15 protein-coding genes and 4 tRNA genes are annotated in these 16,133 nt (G+C 59.0%); 1 reads left to right on the forward strand and 18 read right to left on the reverse strand.

The features are described 5' to 3' along the window. Positions 1-12: 12 nt before the first annotated feature. The 13 genes from rpoB to D3870_RS16310 all read right to left on the reverse strand — a co-directional run bounded on the left by rpoB (position 13) and on the right by D3870_RS16310 (position 10,819). On the reverse strand, positions 13-4,119 hold the full coding sequence (gene rpoB / locus D3870_RS16250; protein ID WP_119740708.1) for a DNA-directed RNA polymerase subunit beta: 4,107 nt from the start codon (positions 4,117-4,119) through the stop codon (positions 13-15). 275 nt (positions 4,120-4,394) lie between these two features. Further along, positions 4,395-4,772 carry a 50S ribosomal protein L7/L12 gene (gene rplL / locus D3870_RS16255; protein ID WP_119740710.1) on the reverse strand — a complete coding sequence of 126 codons (378 nt, stop codon included), beginning with the start codon at positions 4,770-4,772 and terminating at the stop codon, positions 4,395-4,397. An 85-nt stretch (positions 4,773-4,857) separates the two neighbouring features. Continuing rightward, positions 4,858-5,355 carry a 50S ribosomal protein L10 gene (gene rplJ, locus D3870_RS16260; RefSeq protein ID WP_119742239.1) on the reverse strand — a complete coding sequence of 166 codons (498 nt, stop codon included), beginning with the start codon at positions 5,353-5,355 and terminating at the stop codon, positions 4,858-4,860. A gap of 305 nt (positions 5,356-5,660) precedes the next feature. Next, a complete protein-coding gene (gene rplA, locus D3870_RS16265; RefSeq protein WP_119740712.1) occupies positions 5,661-6,356 on the reverse strand; it encodes a 50S ribosomal protein L1 in 696 nt (231 codons plus the stop codon). Beyond that, on the reverse strand, positions 6,356-6,787 hold the full coding sequence (gene rplK, locus D3870_RS16270) for a 50S ribosomal protein L11 (protein ID WP_119740714.1): 432 nt from the start codon (positions 6,785-6,787) through the stop codon (positions 6,356-6,358). The genes rplA and rplK overlap by 1 nt, the downstream gene beginning before the upstream one ends. Positions 6,788-6,937: 150 nt before the next feature. Beyond that, positions 6,938-7,516, reverse strand: coding sequence for a transcription termination/antitermination protein NusG (gene nusG / locus D3870_RS16275; RefSeq protein WP_119742241.1), 579 nt, complete (start codon positions 7,514-7,516; stop codon positions 6,938-6,940). 11 nt (positions 7,517-7,527) lie between these two features. Then, entirely contained in the window at positions 7,528-7,911 is a 384-nt protein-coding gene (gene secE / locus D3870_RS16280) for a preprotein translocase subunit SecE (protein ID WP_119740716.1), read from the reverse strand. A gap of 35 nt (positions 7,912-7,946) precedes the next feature. Then, positions 7,947-8,022, reverse strand: a tRNA-Trp gene (locus tag D3870_RS16285). Positions 8,023-8,095: 73 nt separating this feature from the next. Beyond that, positions 8,096-9,286 (reverse strand): elongation factor Tu, encoded by a 1,191-nt coding sequence (gene tuf / locus D3870_RS16290; protein ID WP_119740718.1) that lies wholly within the window; start codon positions 9,284-9,286, stop codon positions 8,096-8,098. An 85-nt stretch (positions 9,287-9,371) separates the two neighbouring features. Beyond that, positions 9,372-9,446 (reverse strand) — tRNA-Thr (locus D3870_RS16295). Positions 9,447-9,485: 39 nt separating this feature from the next. Next, a tRNA-Gly gene (locus tag D3870_RS16300) sits at positions 9,486-9,559 on the reverse strand. A 46-nt stretch (positions 9,560-9,605) separates the two neighbouring features. Further along, positions 9,606-9,691 (reverse strand) — tRNA-Tyr (locus D3870_RS16305). Positions 9,692-9,832: 141 nt separating this feature from the next. Beyond that, complete coding sequence (locus D3870_RS16310; RefSeq protein ID WP_119742243.1) at positions 9,833-10,819, reverse strand: gamma-glutamyl-gamma-aminobutyrate hydrolase family protein; 987 nt, start codon at positions 10,817-10,819, stop codon at positions 9,833-9,835. A 204-nt stretch (positions 10,820-11,023) separates the two neighbouring features. On the opposite strand from D3870_RS16310, the gene arsC reads away from it, so the two are divergent. Further along, entirely contained in the window at positions 11,024-11,383 is a 360-nt protein-coding gene (gene arsC, locus D3870_RS16315) for an arsenate reductase (glutaredoxin) (protein WP_119740719.1), read from the forward strand. 22 nt (positions 11,384-11,405) lie between these two features. Here arsC and D3870_RS16320 read toward each other — a convergent pair whose 3' ends face one another. From D3870_RS16320 to D3870_RS16340, 5 genes are all read right to left on the reverse strand, one after another. Next, complete coding sequence (locus tag D3870_RS16320; protein ID WP_119740721.1) at positions 11,406-12,653, reverse strand: GGDEF domain-containing protein; 1,248 nt, start codon at positions 12,651-12,653, stop codon at positions 11,406-11,408. A gap of 156 nt (positions 12,654-12,809) precedes the next feature. Continuing rightward, positions 12,810-14,246 carry a DHA2 family efflux MFS transporter permease subunit gene (locus D3870_RS16325; protein WP_119740723.1) on the reverse strand — a complete coding sequence of 479 codons (1,437 nt, stop codon included), beginning with the start codon at positions 14,244-14,246 and terminating at the stop codon, positions 12,810-12,812. 67 nt (positions 14,247-14,313) lie between these two features. Continuing rightward, the gene (locus D3870_RS16330) at positions 14,314-14,529 is read right to left on the reverse strand and encodes a DUF2905 domain-containing protein (protein ID WP_119740725.1); all 216 of its coding nucleotides are present in this window, start codon (positions 14,527-14,529) and stop codon (positions 14,314-14,316) included. A gap of 62 nt (positions 14,530-14,591) precedes the next feature. Beyond that, complete coding sequence (locus D3870_RS16335; protein ID WP_119740727.1) at positions 14,592-14,789, reverse strand: DUF2905 domain-containing protein; 198 nt, start codon at positions 14,787-14,789, stop codon at positions 14,592-14,594. Between the two features lie 57 nt (positions 14,790-14,846). After that, the gene (locus tag D3870_RS16340; protein WP_199710678.1) at positions 14,847-16,007 is read right to left on the reverse strand and encodes a class I SAM-dependent methyltransferase; all 1,161 of its coding nucleotides are present in this window, start codon (positions 16,005-16,007) and stop codon (positions 14,847-14,849) included. Between the last annotated feature and the right edge of the window lie 126 nt (positions 16,008-16,133).

Genomic DNA, 16,133 nt, shown 5'->3' on the forward strand with positions numbered 1-16,133 from the left:
GGCCATCTGCAATCAGTCGCGTTCCAGGTCGATGTCGATACCGAGCGAGCGGATTTCCTTCACCAACACGTTGAAGGATTCCGGCATGCCGGCGTCGATGACATGATCGCCCTTGACCAGGTTCTCGTACACCTTGGTACGGCCGGTGACGTCGTCCGACTTGACGGTGAGCATTTCCTGCAGCACGTAGGACGCACCGTAGGCTTCCAGCGCCCAGACTTCCATCTCGCCGAAACGCTGGCCGCCGAACTGCGCCTTGCCGCCCAGCGGCTGCTGGGTAACCAGCGAGTACGGACCGGTCGAACGCGCATGCATCTTGTCGTCCACCAGGTGGTGCAACTTCAGCACGTGCATGTAGCCCACGGTGACGGTGCGCTCGAATGCTTCGCCGGTGCGGCCGTCGTACATCGTGACCTGGTTCTTGGAAGGTGTCATGCCCAGCTGCTTGGCGATCGGTTCCGGATACGCGAGGTCCAGCATGCGATGGATTTCGCTTTCGTGCGCGCCATCGAACACCGGCGTCGCGAACGGCACGCCATGCTTCAGGTTCGCCGCGAGCTGCAGGACTTCCTCGTCGGTGAACTTGTCAAGCTCTTCCGAGCGGCCCGACTCGTTGTAGATGGTCGTCAGGAACTTGCGCAATTCGGCAGCCTTGGCTTGCGCCTTCAGCATTTCACCGATGCGCAGGCCGAGACCCTTCGAGGCCCAGCCCAGATGCACTTCCAGCACCTGACCGACGTTCATCCGCGACGGCACGCCCAGCGGGTTCAGCACGATGTCGGCCGGAGTACCGTCTGCCATGTATGGCATGTCTTCCACCGGCACGATGCGCGACACCACACCCTTGTTACCGTGACGCCCCGCCATCTTGTCGCCGGGCTGCAGGCGGCGCTTCACCGCCAGGTACACCTTGACCATCTTCTGCACGCCTGGCGGCAGTTCGTCGCCTTGCGTGAGCTTCTTGCGCTTCTCTTCGAACGCGAGATCGAACTGATGGCGCTTCTCGTTGATCGATTCCTTGATCGCTTCGAGCGCGGCAGCCGTGTCGTCTTCCGCCGGACGGATGTCGAACCAGTGGTACTTGTCGAGGTCGTCCAGATATTCCTTGGTGATCTTCGCGCCCTTGGCAAGCTTCTTCGGACCGCCGTTGACGACCTTGCCGATCAACATCTTTTCCAGACGCTGGAAGGCGTCGCCTTCAACGATACGGAGCTGGTCGTTCAGGTCGAGACGATAGCGCTTCAGTTCATCGTCGATGATCTGCTGTGCGCGCTTGTCGCGCTGGATACCTTCGCGCGTGAACACCTGCACGTCGATAACCGTGCCGACCATGCCGGACGGCACGCGCAGCGAGGTGTCTTTGACGTCGGATGCCTTTTCGCCGAAGATCGCGCGCAGCAGCTTTTCTTCCGGCGTCAATTGCGTTTCGCCCTTCGGCGTCACCTTGCCGACCAGCGTATCACCGGCTTCGACTTCCGCGCCGATGTAAACGATGCCGGACTCGTCGAGACGTGCCAGCTGGTTTTCCGCCAGATTCGAAATATCTCGGGTGATTTCCTCAGCGCCCAGCTTGGTGTCGCGTGCGACCACCGACAACTCTTCGATGTGGATCGAAGTGTAGCGATCATCGGCCACCACCTTCTCGGAGATCAGGATCGAGTCTTCGAAGTTGTAGCCGTTCCATGGCATGAACGCGACCAGCATGTTTTGACCCAATGCCAATTCGCCGAGATCGGTCGAAGCGCCATCCGCAATCACGTCATGCTTGGCAACACGGTCGCCGATCTGGACGATCGGACGCTGGTTGATGTTCGTGTTCTGGTTGGAGCGCGTGTACTTGATCAGGTTGTAGATATCAACGCCGACCTCACCCGCTGCCGCCTCGTCATCATTCACGCGAATCACGATACGGCCGGCATCAACATAGTCAACGATACCGCCGCGGAGTGCCTGCACCGTGGTACCGGAGTCGACGGCAACCGTGCGCTCGACGCCTGTACCGACGTAGGCCTTTTCCGGACGCAAGCAAGGAACCGCCTGACGTTGCATGTTGGCACCCATCAATGCACGGTTCGCATCGTCATGCTCGAGGAACGGGATCAGCGATGCCGCAACCGAAACCACCTGACCTGGCGCCACGTCCATGTACTGCACACGCTCCGGCGAAACCAGGATGGTCTCGCCTGCCTGACGGGCAGACACCAATTCATCCGACAGCTTGCCGTCCTTGTCGATGGTCGCATTCGCCTGAGCGATGATGTAACGGCCTTCTTCAATCGCGGACAGATAGTCAATCTGGTTGGTAACCGTGCTTCCATCGACCTTGCGATACGGCGTTTCGAGGAAACCGTATTCGTTCAGGCGCGCATACAACGCGAGCGAGTTGATCAGACCGATGTTCGGGCCTTCTGGCGTTTCGATCGGGCACACGCGACCGTAGTGCGTTGGATGCACGTCGCGCACCTCGAAGCCGGCGCGTTCGCGCGTCAAACCGCCCGGGCCGAGTGCAGAAACACGACGCTTGTGCGTGATTTCAGACAACGGATTGGTCTGGTCCATGAACTGCGACAGCTGCGACGAACCGAAAAATTCCCGGATTGCCGCCGAGATCGGCTTGGAATTGATCAAGTCGTGCGGCATCAGGTTATCCGCCTCCGCCTGGCCGAGACGCTCCTTGACGGCACGCTCGACACGCACGAGACCGGCGCGGAACTGATTCTCGGCGAGCTCGCCGACGCAGCGCACGCGGCGATTGCCGAGGTGGTCGATATCATCCACTTCGCCGCGGCCGTTACGCAATTCAACCAGGATCTTGATGACAGCCAGAATGTCGTCGTTCGACAGCGTCATCGCTCCGGTGAGTTCATCGCGGCCGATGCGGCGGTTGAACTTCATGCGGCCGACTGCCGACAGGTCATACCGCTCTTCGCTGTAGAACAACCCGTTGAACAGCGCCTCCACCGAGTCTTCGGTCGGCGGCTCGCCCGGACGCATCATGCGATAGATCGCGACGCGAGCGGCAGTTTGATCGGCTGTATCATCGACGCGCAGCGTCTGCGAAATATAGCCGCCCTGATCGAGATCGTTCGTGTACAGGGTCTGAATGTCGGTCACACCGGCATCGCGCAGACGTCCGAGCAGATCGTCAGTCAGTTCGTCATTGGCGCTGGCGACAACTTCGCCGGTTTCGGCATCGACGATGTTCCTGGCCAGTACGCGACCAAGCAGATAGTCCTCAGGCACGGAAATGTGCTTGATGCCGGCCGCATCGATTTCACGCACATGCTTGGCGTTGATCCGCTTGTCTTTCGCGACGATGACCTTGCCCGACTTGTCGGCGATATCAAAACGTGCAACTTCACCGCGCAGACGTTCGGCGACGAACTCCATCTCGGCCCCTTCGGAACGCAGAGTGAAGTTGTCGAACACGAAGAAGTTCGCGAGAATCTGCTCCGGCGTCATGCCGATTGCCTTCAGCAGAATCGTGACAGGCATCTTGCGGCGGCGGTCGACTCGGAAGAACAGGATATCCTTCGGATCGAATTCGAAGTCGAGCCAGGAGCCGCGATACGGAATGATGCGAGCGGAAAACAGCAGCTTGCCGGATGAATGCGTCTTGCCTCGATCATGCTCGAAGAACACGCCCGGGGAACGATGCAGCTGCGATACGATCACTCGCTCGGTTCCGTTGATCACGAACGAACCGGTGGTCGTCATGAGCGGCAATTCGCCCATGTAGACTTCCTGTTCTTTCATCTCCTTGACGACCGGCTTGGTCGGCGATTCCTTGTCGAGAATGACGAGACGTACTTTTGCACGCAGCGGTGACGCAAAAGTCAGTCCGCGTTGCTGACATTCCTTGACGTCGAACGGCGGGTCGCCCAACACATACGAGAGAAACTCTAGCCGTGCAAATCCATTGTGCGATACGATTGGAAAAATCGAGGTGAAGGCGGATTGCAAACCTTCATTCTTGCGTTGCGATGGAACTTTATCGGCCTGCAGGAAGCTCAGGTAAGACTCGAGCTGAGTCGCGAGCAGGAACGGAACGTTGTGGACGTTTGCGCGCTTCGCGAATGATTTGCGAATGCGCTTCTTCTCAGTAAATGAGTAGTGCATGGACACTCCGTGAGTGACAGGAAGGATGGAGAATTCAGGATTCGCTGCTGGCCACGAATGCAACCGCTGCCATCTGCGAAACCTCAAGTCTCTGCCATTGAACCTGACTAGACTGACTACCTGAGTCGACAAACTCTCGTCGAACTTTCAATCAAACCAGATTCATTGCGCGCTAAAACGTGAAAACGACAAAGGAGCCAAAGCCGAACCCTCTCTTGCGGAGAGAGTTCCACGCTTTGACTCCGGCGATTTGACCTCGCCCTGGCAAGCCGAGATTACTTGAGTTCAGCTTTCGCGCCAGCTTCTTCGAGCTTCTTCTTCGCAGCTTCTGCATCGGCCTTGGCGATGCCTTCCTTGACTGGCTTTGGCGCGCCGTCAACGAGGTCCTTCGCTTCCTTCAGGCCCAAGCCGGTGATTTCACGAACCGCCTTGATTACTCCAACTTTGTTGGCGCCAACTTCAGCCAGCACAACCGTGAATTCGGTCTGCTCTTCAGCCGCTGCGGCAGCACCGCCACCAACTGCCGGACCGGCGACTGCCATTGCAGCTGCGGAAACGCCAAACTTTTCTTCAAAAGCCTTGACCAGGTCATTCAGGTCCATCACGGACATCTGACCTACTGCTTCGAGGATATCGTCTTTGCTAATTGCCATTTAAAACTCCTAAATTGATTCGGTAATTACATCTAATCGGTATTGACGCAAAAGGGGCGGCTTGATCCTTCGAAGAATCTCGGGATCAGGCGCTTTCCGCTTCCTTCTTCGCTGCGAGTGCAGCCAAACCGCGTGCAAAGCCGGAAACCGGAGCCTGCATCACACCCAGCAACTGGGCGATGAGGACTTCACGGCTCGGAATGCTGGCCAGCGCAGTGACACCCGCTTTATCAAGCGATTTTCCTGCGTAGTTACCTGCCTTGATGACCAGTTTGTCGTTGGTTTTGGAAAAGTCGTGAACGACTTTCGCAGCAGCAACGGCATCCTCGGAGATCGAGTAGATCAACGGGCCGGTCATTTCGGAGGCGAGGCCGGCAAACGGCGTGCCCTCGACGGCGCGACGTGCCAGCGTGTTTTTCAACACGCGCATGTACACACCCTGGGAACGCGCCTTGGCGCGCAGTTGCGTCAAGTGACCAACCTGGATGCCACGGTATTCGGCCACGACGATCGTCTGCGCAGTTGCCACTTTCGCAGAGATTTCGGCGACGACGGCCTTTTTGTCATTCAGATTGAGACTCAAGATCAACCTCCAAAAATGATGCTCGATCAGTCATGAATGACTTGCTCTCGCATCGGTTCGAACACGGCGTCCGAAGTTCGGGAGTTCAGTGCCGGCAATTGCTGGCGTTGAGACTACAAAACTTGTTCGGGTTCACCATCTGCGTTGGGTACCGAAGGTTTTCCCTCGACGTTTTAACCTTGTGCATAAACCACACGCGGCCCAACGGTCTTTGATAATCCGGATCCACTTCCACATTGCCGAAGCAGATCCAGCCCAAAGATTCGCCTCATGCCATCTGCAGCACGAGGACTTGATTCAATACATCAGGCAGTCAGCGTGGCCTGATCGACGCGGACGCCGGCACCCATTGTCGAAGACAACGCGACCTTGCGTAGGTACACGCCTTTGCTGGTGGCCGGTTTGGCCTTGTTCAATGCTTCGATCAATGCTACCAAGTTGGACTTGAGCGCATCGTCACCAAACGACTTGCGTCCGATAGTCGCATGAATGATGCCGGCCTTGTCGGTACGGTATTGCACTTGACCAGCCTTGGCATTCTTGACCGCCGTCGCAACGTCCGGAGTGACAGTACCGACTTTCGGGTTTGGCATCATGCCGCGCGGACCCAGAATCTGACCCAAGGTACCGACGATACGCATGGTGTCCGGCGAAGCGATCACGATATCAAACGGCATGTCGCCGGCCTTGATACGATCGGCCAGATCTTCCATGCCGACGATGTCCGCACCCGCGGCCTTCGCCTGCTCTGCCTTGTCGCCAGCGGCAAACACCGCTACACGGACAGTCTTGCCTGTACCGGCCGGCAAGACGACAGAACCACGCACAACTTGATCGGACTTCTTGGCATCAACACCGAGTTGCACTGCAACGTCAATCGATTCATCGAACTTGGCAGTAGCACATTCCTTGACTAGGGCTATCGCATTATCGAACGCGTAAACCTTGGTGCGGTCGACTTTTGCTTTCAATGCCTTGGCGCGCTTTGATAATTTAGCCATTACAGACCCTCCACCGTGATGCCCATGGAGCGAGCGGAACCGGCGATCGTGCGCACGGCTGCATCCATGTCAGCTGCCGTGAGATCCGGCATTTTTGTTGTTGCGATTTCTTCAGCTTGCTTGCGGGTGATCTTGCCAACCTTGTCGGTATGCGGCTTGGACGAACCCTTTTGAATTCCTGCAGCTTTCTTGATCAAGATAGTCGCCGGCGGCGTCTTCATCACGAAAGTGAAGGATTTGTCGGCAAATGCCGTGATCACAACAGGAATCGGCAGACCCGGCTCAACGCCTTGTGTCTGGGCATTGAATGCCTTGCAGAATTCCATGATGTTCAAACCCCGCTGGCCCAGCGCCGGGCCGATCGGAGGGGAGGGGTTCGCCTTACCAGCCGGCACTTGCAGCTTGATAAAGCCTATGATTTTCTTTGCCATTTTGGCTCCTGCGTTGAATGAGTATTAACGCCTGTTCGTCAGCGCTTAAGCCGACTAGTAAGGCTCCTCTTGATTACCACTTAGATTCCGCAAGTTCTCGAGACAAGCGACGCTCTAATAACGTTTACTGCGAATTGATTATGGATCGGATCAAACCTTTTCGACCTGACCGAATTCCAGCTCGACTGGCGTAGCACGTCCGAAAATGGTCACAGAAACCCGTACACGCGATTTCTCGTAATTGACTTCCTCGACATTGCCGTTAAAGTCAGTGAAGGGACCATCCTTGATGCGAACAAGTTCGCCAACTTCGTACAAGACCTTGGGACGCGGCTTTTCAACGCCCTCTTGCATTTGCTGCATGATCTTGTCGACTTCATGGGGCGGAATCGGCGTCGGCTTGTTCGACTTCCCACCGATAAAACCAGTCACCTTGCTGGTATTTTTTACCAAGTGCCAGGTTTCATCAGTCATTTCCATCTCGACCAAGACGTAACCGGGAAAGAAACGACGTTCCGTTACCGATTTCTGGCCGTTTTTGACTTCAATAACTTCCTCGGTGGGCACCAGTATCTGACCAAACTTGTCTTGCATGCCGGCGCGCTCGATACGCTCGAGCAGCGCACGCTGCACGCTTTTTTCCATGCCGGAGTAAGCGTGCACCACATACCAACGCTTATTGCCTCCAGAGTGAGTCACTGCGGAGGCGCTTGCTGCGCTATCTTGCATGTTCTCGCTCATCATATTTTCCAGCCCAGAATCAGGTCGTACAACAAAAATTCCAGCAACTTGTCGGTGCCCCACAGGAAAATCGCCATGACAAGGACGAATCCAAAGACGACTGCCGTAATCTGCATCGCTTCCTTGCGCGTAGGCCAAACGACTTTCTTGGCTTCGCGCACAGACTCCTTGGCGAAACCAATAAATTCACGACCTATTGCGGAAGTGCATGCCAACGCGACAGCCACGATCAGGCCCGCAACCAGAGCAGCTGCTCGCACCGCTGTTGACTTATCCGACAGAAAATAAAAACCAACAACGCCCGCAGCGACAGCACAAATTGCCAAAGCAACCTTGATCTTGTCGCTCGATGTGCTGACAGTTTCGACGGGGTGGTTAGACATATGCTTTTGCTTTCGGTGCCCTGCACCTGAATCGGTGGCAGGGGCAGAGGGAATCGAACCCCCAACCTTCGGTTTTGGAGACCGACGCTCTGCCAGTTGAGCTATACCCCTACGTTCTAAACATGGGTGAATCTTCAACACCGCAACCCCGAAAATCCGGCATTGCGGCGCGACGACTCATTATTTACTCGATGATCTTGGCAACGACGCCGGCGCCGACGGTACGGCCGCCTTCACGGATCGCGAAGCGCAGCCCCTCTTCCATCGCGATCGGGTTGATCAGCTTGACCGTGATCGAGACGTTGTCACCCGGCATCACCATTTCCTTGCCTTCCGGCAGCTCGATCGCGCCCGTCACGTCGGTCGTGCGGAAGTAGAACTGCGGACGGTAGTTGTTGAAGAACGGGGTATGACGGCCACCCTCATCCTTGCTCAGCACGTAGATCTCGCCGGTGAAGTGCTTGTGCGGCTTGATCGAACCCGGCTTGGCCAGCACCTGGCCGCGCTCGACGTCTTCCCGCTTGGTGCCGCGCAGCAGCACGCCGACGTTGTCGCCAGCCTGGCCCTGATCGAGCAGCTTGCGGAACATTTCAACGCCGGTGCAGGTCGTCTTTTGCGTATCGCGGATGCCGACGATTTCGATTTCTTCGCCAACCTTGACGATGCCGCGCTCGACACGACCAGTCACCACGGTGCCGCGGCCTGAGATCGAGAACACGTCCTCCACCGGCATCAGGAAGGCGCCGTCAATCGCACGCTCCGGGGTCGGGATGTAGGTGTCCAGCGCTTCGGCCAGCTTCATGATGGCTTGCTCGCCCAGCGGGCCGGCGTCACCCTCAAGAGCCAGCTTGGCCGAACCCTGGACGATCGGCAGATCGTCGCCCGGGAATTCGTACTTGGACAGCAGCTCGCGCACTTCCATTTCGACCAGCTCGAGCAGTTCGGCGTCATCAACCATGTCGCACTTGTTCAGGAACACGATGATGTACGGCACGCCGACCTGACGCGCCAGCAGGATGTGCTCGCGGGTTTGCGGCATCGGGCCGTCGGCGGCGGAACACACCAGGATCGCGCCATCCATCTGGGCGGCGCCGGTGATCATGTTCTTGACATAGTCGGCGTGACCCGGGCAGTCAACGTGCGCATAGTGGCGCGCCGCGGTTTCGTATTCGACGTGCGCGGTATTGATCGTGATGCCGCGCGCCTTTTCTTCCGGCGCCGCGTCGATCTGGTCATATGCCTTGGCTTCGCCGCCAAATTTCTTCGACAGCACGGTCGCGATCGCCGCGGTCAGCGTGGTCTTGCCATGGTCAACGTGACCAATCGTGCCCACATTCACGTGCGGCTTGGTCCGCTCAAACTTGCCTTTTGCCATTTTAGACTCCTAACGATTTGATGAGAATGCCCAGGCCACGAGCCCGACCGCACTACAAAGTGACATGAAAAAACCAACAACCTGATGGTGCCCTTGACGTGGATTGAACACGTGGCCTCTCCCTTACCAAGGGAGTGCTCTACCACTGAGCTACAAGGGCATTTGCTGTCCGATACCTGCGGCACGTCCAACTGAAAACTGGAGCGGGTGAAGGGAATCGAACCCTCGTCATAAGCTTGGAAGGCTTCAGCTCTACCATTGAGCTACACCCGCAAGGGCTGAAACTCCAGCCGCGTAACAATTTCATTACTGCTTATTCTGGTGGAGGGGGCTGGATTCGAACCAGCGTACTCGTAAGAGGGCAGATTTACAGTCTGCTGCCATTAACCACTCGGCCACCCCTCCGCAGGGAACCCCAAACTATAGTGGAAGGAACCCTCGTTGTCAACAACCAAAAGATGTTGCGGGGTAAATTCTACGGAAATTTGTGGACTTGGAAAAGTCCCTCTTCAAGTCAATGCCCGGCAACGCGGAAGCGGACTCGCGCTAGAAGCGCGTTTCCCGCGCCGCCCTGAGGAAATCGTCAAGAATTGGCGTGCAATCCAGCAATTCAGCACTTCCTGCGCGATGAAATTCCGGATGCCATTGCAGCCCCATCACGAATCGGGATTTGCGGTAGCGGATGGCCTCGACGATTTGATCGGTTCCCGAAAACGCTTCGACGACGACATCGCGGCCAAGGTTCTTGACGGCCTGATGATGGATCGAGTTGACGAGCGCTTCGGTTTTGGCCGGGAAAAGCGCGGCAAGGGAGGATCCGGACGAAAAACGGATCGAATGATAGTGGCTGTCATACAAATCGTCGCTGACGTGCTTGATCGCCGCCGGCACGTCAGACGCAATGTCCTGATAAAGGGTGCCGCCGAACGCGACATTGATCAACTGACACCCCCGGCACACGCCGAGCACCGGCTTGCCCGCCTCCACAAACTCATGGAGCAGCTCGAGTTCGTACATGTCGCGCGCCCGATCGCCGTTCCATTCGGGGCGGGTCACGGCCTGTGAATAGGTTTGCGGCGACACGTCCGCACCGCCTTGCAGAACGAGCCCGTCGAGGTGCCGCGCATAGTCGCGCAAGCGGATATTGCTCGGATGCAGCAAGCCATTAGCATTCACCGTCGGGATCATGAAGACCAGTACGTCGCGCGACATTACCCATTGCGCGATGGATTCCTCCAGGTATTGCAGCGTCTTGCTGCGCAAGCCTTTAGCGCCGCTTTCGGGGTGAAAGATGCGGGCGGAAATGCCGATTTTGAGCGTGCGTTGCGTGATGCGTTTCAGGACGCTGTCGGAGAGGGCGCGGAATCGTGCGGAAATGACTCGGCGAGTCTGCCCCCAAGGCGAGTCGTCGCGTTCGGGGCGATGCGTCTGCCGCGGCTCCCCGTTCGAGGCATTCGGGCGCTGCGTTGCCGTCGCTGGTTCGCTGACGGATGAGTTGACTGAAGTCGGTTCGCGGGAATTCTGTTCTGACATGGGAATACGGCGGCAGCTGTTCGCGAAGCGTCGCTTGCAAGCGGGACAGCGCCATATAATCGGCTGGTTCGTTTCCGGATTCGCATGACGCAGCGCCACGGGAATCCGCTTGATCTGACTCCTGTGTCGCTCATCGAGTTCAATAGCGCGTCGCACAAGGTCCGATCAAGGCCAGCGTACCGCCTTTTTTATCGAGGGTCTCCCATGATTACGATTTATCACAATCCCGGTTGCTCCAAGTCGCGCGAGGCATTGACGATGGTTCAACAATTTGCCGAAGAGCGGAATCTGACGCTGCAGATCGTCGAATATCTGAAAACGCCGCCATCACTGGCGCAACTTGTCTTGCTGCATGAGCTGCTAGGAATCCCGGTGCGCGACATGGTGCGCGACAATGAAGCGGCATTTGCGGAGCTTGGACTCGCGAACGCGGATGATGCCGCGCTGCTGCGCGCAGTATCCGCGCATCCCCGACTGCTGCAGCGCCCGATCGTCAGCTACCGCGGACGGGCAATGATCGGACGACCGCCGGAACGCCTGAGCGGGTTTCTGTCTGCGGACTGAGCGTCGCGGGCTGCAATGCGGCTCAGACCGACAATTCGGTTTCCGCCGCCTGCCACAATTCGATGCTCGGCTCTTCGACCACTACCTGGTTGCGGCCGCCGCGCTTGGCGAGATACATGGCGGTATCCGTGCGGGAGAACAGGTCCAGCACCGATTCTCCCGGAATGTACTGGGTCAGGCCGATCGACACCGTGACGGGCCGCTTCAGCCCGCCCTGCCAGCCATGGCGCTCCACCTGGTCGCGAATGCGCTCGGCGGTGTTGAGTGCCGCCAGCAACGGCGTTTCGGGCAGGATCAGCACGAATTCCTCGCCGCCATAGCGGCCGAACACGTCGCCCTGGCGCACGTTCTCCTGCGCGATGCGCGCGAAGGTGCGCAGCACTTCATCGCCGGCAAGATGGCCGACTTCGTCATTGATGCTCTTGAAATGGTCGAGATCAATGACGGCGAGGCAGAGGGGAACGCCGGTTTCGTCGGACAGCCGCTTTTGCTCCTCCAGCACGGCGATCAGATAGCGCCGGTTGTAGCAGCCGAGCAGCTGGTCGCGCCGGGCGTGCTCTTCGATGTTTCTGATCGTCACGCCGGCCTTGTGGAGCGCGCTGTGCAATCGCCGCACCCGTCCCGCGAGCATGACGAAGCCGGGCAGGGTCAGCGCCAGCACGAGCCAGTGCAGCAAGGCCGACCTGAACGCGCCGGCATCCATCTGCTGCAGATAATGCAGGGCGATCACGGCCGCATCGCCGGCCAGTGCGGCAGCCGTCAGCAGCAGCATGCTCTGCTGGGGCAGGCGATACATGCCGTATGCCACCACGAGGAACAGAAAAGGCACGAAGACCATCCGGCTTTGCGGCGCAACGTAGTCCGTCCAGAGCAGAATCGCCAAAGCGAAAAGCGCGATCGGCGCGGTCAGGCTTTTCTCGCGCGCCTTCTGGTTGAGTCCGCTGAAGAAAATGCCGTACAGGCCGGCCATGGCAACTACAACAACGACCACGATGCCAGCCAGCACCTCGCGGCCAATGAGGCGCTGCGAATGAAACACGATCAGGATGGACAGATACAGTCCCGCGAACAGGCAGACCAGGCGCAGGCGCTTCAGACGCATTGCCTGACGCGATTTGTCGAGCGAATGATCCTGCCGCGGGATATGCGCCGCAGCCGTCGCTGAAACTGCGGACGCGGCGGGCGGCGGCTCGACGAAATCCATCGGCCCCTCGGTGAGAGGAAATATATCCGTATGCGGAACAATGTCCTTGGTACTGGTGTGCGCCATGAATATGTGCAATGGGACTGGTGGTTTCATGGTCCGAGGCCTTGCCGGATATGGCAGGGTGGACAAAAAGCGCACACCTTACACGAAACTTACTAATTGCGGCTAAATTACATCGACCATCTGTCACAAACTGTCAAGTTTGTGTTACAGGCTGCCTCAGCCCGCGTCCGCAGTGCGCGGTGCGGCCCGCATGCGCCACGCAGCAATCACTGCGATTGCGCACAAGGAGGCAATGAACAGGAAGGTTTCGTTGAATGCGGCGAGACGATCGGCTGCTTGCGTTGTCTTGCCGGCCAGCGCGGCGTGGTGCACCGCGAGACGCCACTCCAGCACAATGCCGGCCAGGCTGACGCCGATCGCGCCACCGAGCTGGCGCAGAAAATTGATCGTGCTCGCGCCCTGCGCGATCAGGTCGAACTCGATGCCGCGCATTGCGCCCAGGTTGAGCGATGGCAACACGAAGCCCAGACCGATGCGACCGATGACAGCCAGCGCCATCAACGCCAGGTAGCTGGTGGCCGCCGACCCCGTCGCCATCAGCACGAACGACAGCGTCAGCAGCGACAACCCGGCCGACACCAGCACGTAGGGAGGAAAGCGGTCGGCCAGCTTGCCCGCCACCGCGATTGTGACGGCCAGCACGACGCCTGCCGGCAGCAGGATCACGCCAGCCTGGGACGGCGCGTATTCCAGCGCCATCTGCATGTAGACGGGCAGCAGGTAGGTCGAGCCGAACAAGCCCGCGCCGTAGATGAATGCCACCAGCGCGCCCATTGCGAACTGGCGATGTCTGAACAACTTCATGTTCATCAGCGGCTGGTCGCTGCGCAACTGCGATGCGATGAAGACGGTGAAGCTGACGGCGCCGAGCACCAGCAGGCCGATCGCGGTCGCCGGTTCCTTGTGCAAATGCACGAGACCGTTGAGCAGGCTGATGGTGCAGACGCCGACCAGCAGCAATCCCTTCCAGTCGAGCGCCTTGGCCGCGCCGCTCATCGGCGAATTCACGGCCAGCAGGCGCCGTATCATGAGCTGCACGATCAGGCAGAACGGCACCACCACCAGGAAGATCGAACGCCAGCCGAAATGCTCGACGAGGAAGCCGCCGACACTCGGACCGATCGCGGGCGCGAGCACGACGCCGAAGCCGAAGATCCCCATCGCCCTGCCCTGCTGCGCCGGATCGAACGAACGCAGGATCACAATGGCGGGAATCGGCTGCAGAATGCCCGCCGCCAATCCCTCGACCACGCGCATCGACAGCAGCATCGGGTAATTGACGCTGAACGCGCCCACCACGCCGCCGAACAGCAAGAGCCAGATCGCGCCGCCGAAGGTGCGCCGCAAGCCGAATCGCAGCAGCAGCCACGGCGTGGTCAGCATCGACAGCGTCATCGCCAGCATGAATCCCGCCGACACCCATTGCGCGCGCTCCTGGCCGAGGATGAAATGGCGACTCAGGTCCGGCACAGCGACATTGACGATGGTCGAGGACAGGATCGAGGCGACCGTGCCGATCATGATGGTCAGCAACACGAGCCATTTGTAGCGATCGCCATAACGTTCGCGCAGTTGTTCAAGCGTGGGTTGCATGTTGTTCTTGTGCGGGGCCGGCTGGTAGTGGGGACAGTATAGGTGTTTGAACCGGACGCGGGCGCATTCAGCAGAACAGGCAGCTCAGGCTCACCAGTTCCGCGATCACCAGCGCCAGCACCGACCACAGCACGGTCGAGCCGAACGGCAGGCAGAAAATGATGCCGCGCAGCCGGAAACGCACATCGCCCGGCACGCGGCCGACGCGCAGCTTGCCGAGCCAGGGCAGCAGCGGATAGAAAACGAACAACGCGATGAAAATGACGGCGACCCAGCGGATCATGGACTATCTTTCACGAAGATCGATAGTGACGATTGTAGTGCGCCGGGATCGGAAGCGCATGTCTATCGCAGCAGCCGCGCGATGACAATCACGGCCATCGACAGCAGCAGCGTGGAGGCGAAGGGCAGAAAGAATTTTTTGCCGAACAGCGTGAAGCGCACGTCGCCCGGCAGCCGCCCGATGCCCAGCTTTTCCAGCCATGGCAACAGGGACGAGAAGACGACAAGCGCGATAAAAATGGTCAGTACCCAACGGATCATGTGCGGCCTTGCGAAATCGCTTTGAATTGTGGATCGGTCACGTCGATTCCGCTGCGGTCACAATCGATGGCTGCGGTCGTTGCGGGAGAACCTGTCGGACAGCCGGGCCGCCCTGCCCACCACCAGCACCTTGAACAGCTCGCCCATCTCTGCCGGCGAAATCAGTTTTTGCACGGCATTGGACTGCGGAAGATAGCGCAGCGGATCGTCCGGCGACGTCCGCAGCAGCAGGTCGCCGATGCCGGCATCCAGCAGGAACGCGGCCTGGCTCGTGTATCCGAGCATTTCCAGCCCGCCTTCGACCGCCGCAGTTGCCATCGCGGTGAAATCGACATGCGCGGTGACGTCCTGCAAGCCGGGCAGATAGAACGGATCGGGATGCGCATGATGCCGGTAATGGCACATCAACGTGCCTTGCGCGCGTTGCGGGTGGTAATACTCGCGGGCCGGGAAACCGTAGTCGATGACCACGGCGGCTGCGCCCCGGCCGGTCTCGTCCTGTCCGGCACACAGCATGGCAGCGAGCGAACGCATGAAGCCGGCGGCGACAGGATGCACCTCGGTAACATATCCAATCGGCAAGCTATCGGCATCGGGGATCTGCTCGACCAGGAAATCGTCGCAAGGCCGATCCTGCCAGCCGAACGCGCCGGACGAACATCCGACGCCGCGCTCCTGCCAGCCGGCTTCGGTCTTTGCCAGCAAATTGACCGGCATCGCGTCCAGCACTTCGTTGCCGATCACCACGCCCGAAAAAGACGACGGCATGTGATCGAGCCATGCCACTTGCGGGAAATCGCGCAGGGTTTCTTCCTGCCGCGCGCGCAGTTCGCCCGACAGGTCGACGATCAGGTAGCGCTCAAGCGGCTCGCCCAGCGCGGCAAGCTCGGTCAGGATGTCGCGCGCCAGCTTGCCGCTGCCGGCGCCGAATTCCAGCATCTGCGGCGCGGTCTGCTTCAGCAGATCGGCGACGACATGCGCCAGGCTTGCGCCAAAAAGCGGCGTGATTTCGGGCGCGGTTGTAAAATCCCCTTCTTTGCCCAGCTTTGCCGCGCCGCCGCTGTAATAGCCGAGCCCCGGCGCATACAGCACGAGCTCCATGTAGCGCGCGAATGAAATCCATCCGCCATCGCGTTGAATCTCGCCGGCAATCCGGTCTTGCAGCGCGCCGGATGCTGCCAATGCGTCGGAACCTGGTTCAGGAAGTTGCAGTTGCATGTTCGATATTGTTTGTTGAATCGGCGGCCGCAGCGCGTTTCCCATGTTCCGCGCTGTCGGCAGGCGGAAGATTAGCAGGCTATTGAAGAACGCAGCGGGCGGAGCGCGATTTGGCCAGGCTCGCAG

Source organism: Noviherbaspirillum cavernae (genome assembly GCF_003590875.1).
In the GTDB taxonomy this organism is placed as follows: Bacteria; Pseudomonadota; Gammaproteobacteria; order Burkholderiales; family Burkholderiaceae_D; genus Noviherbaspirillum; species Noviherbaspirillum cavernae.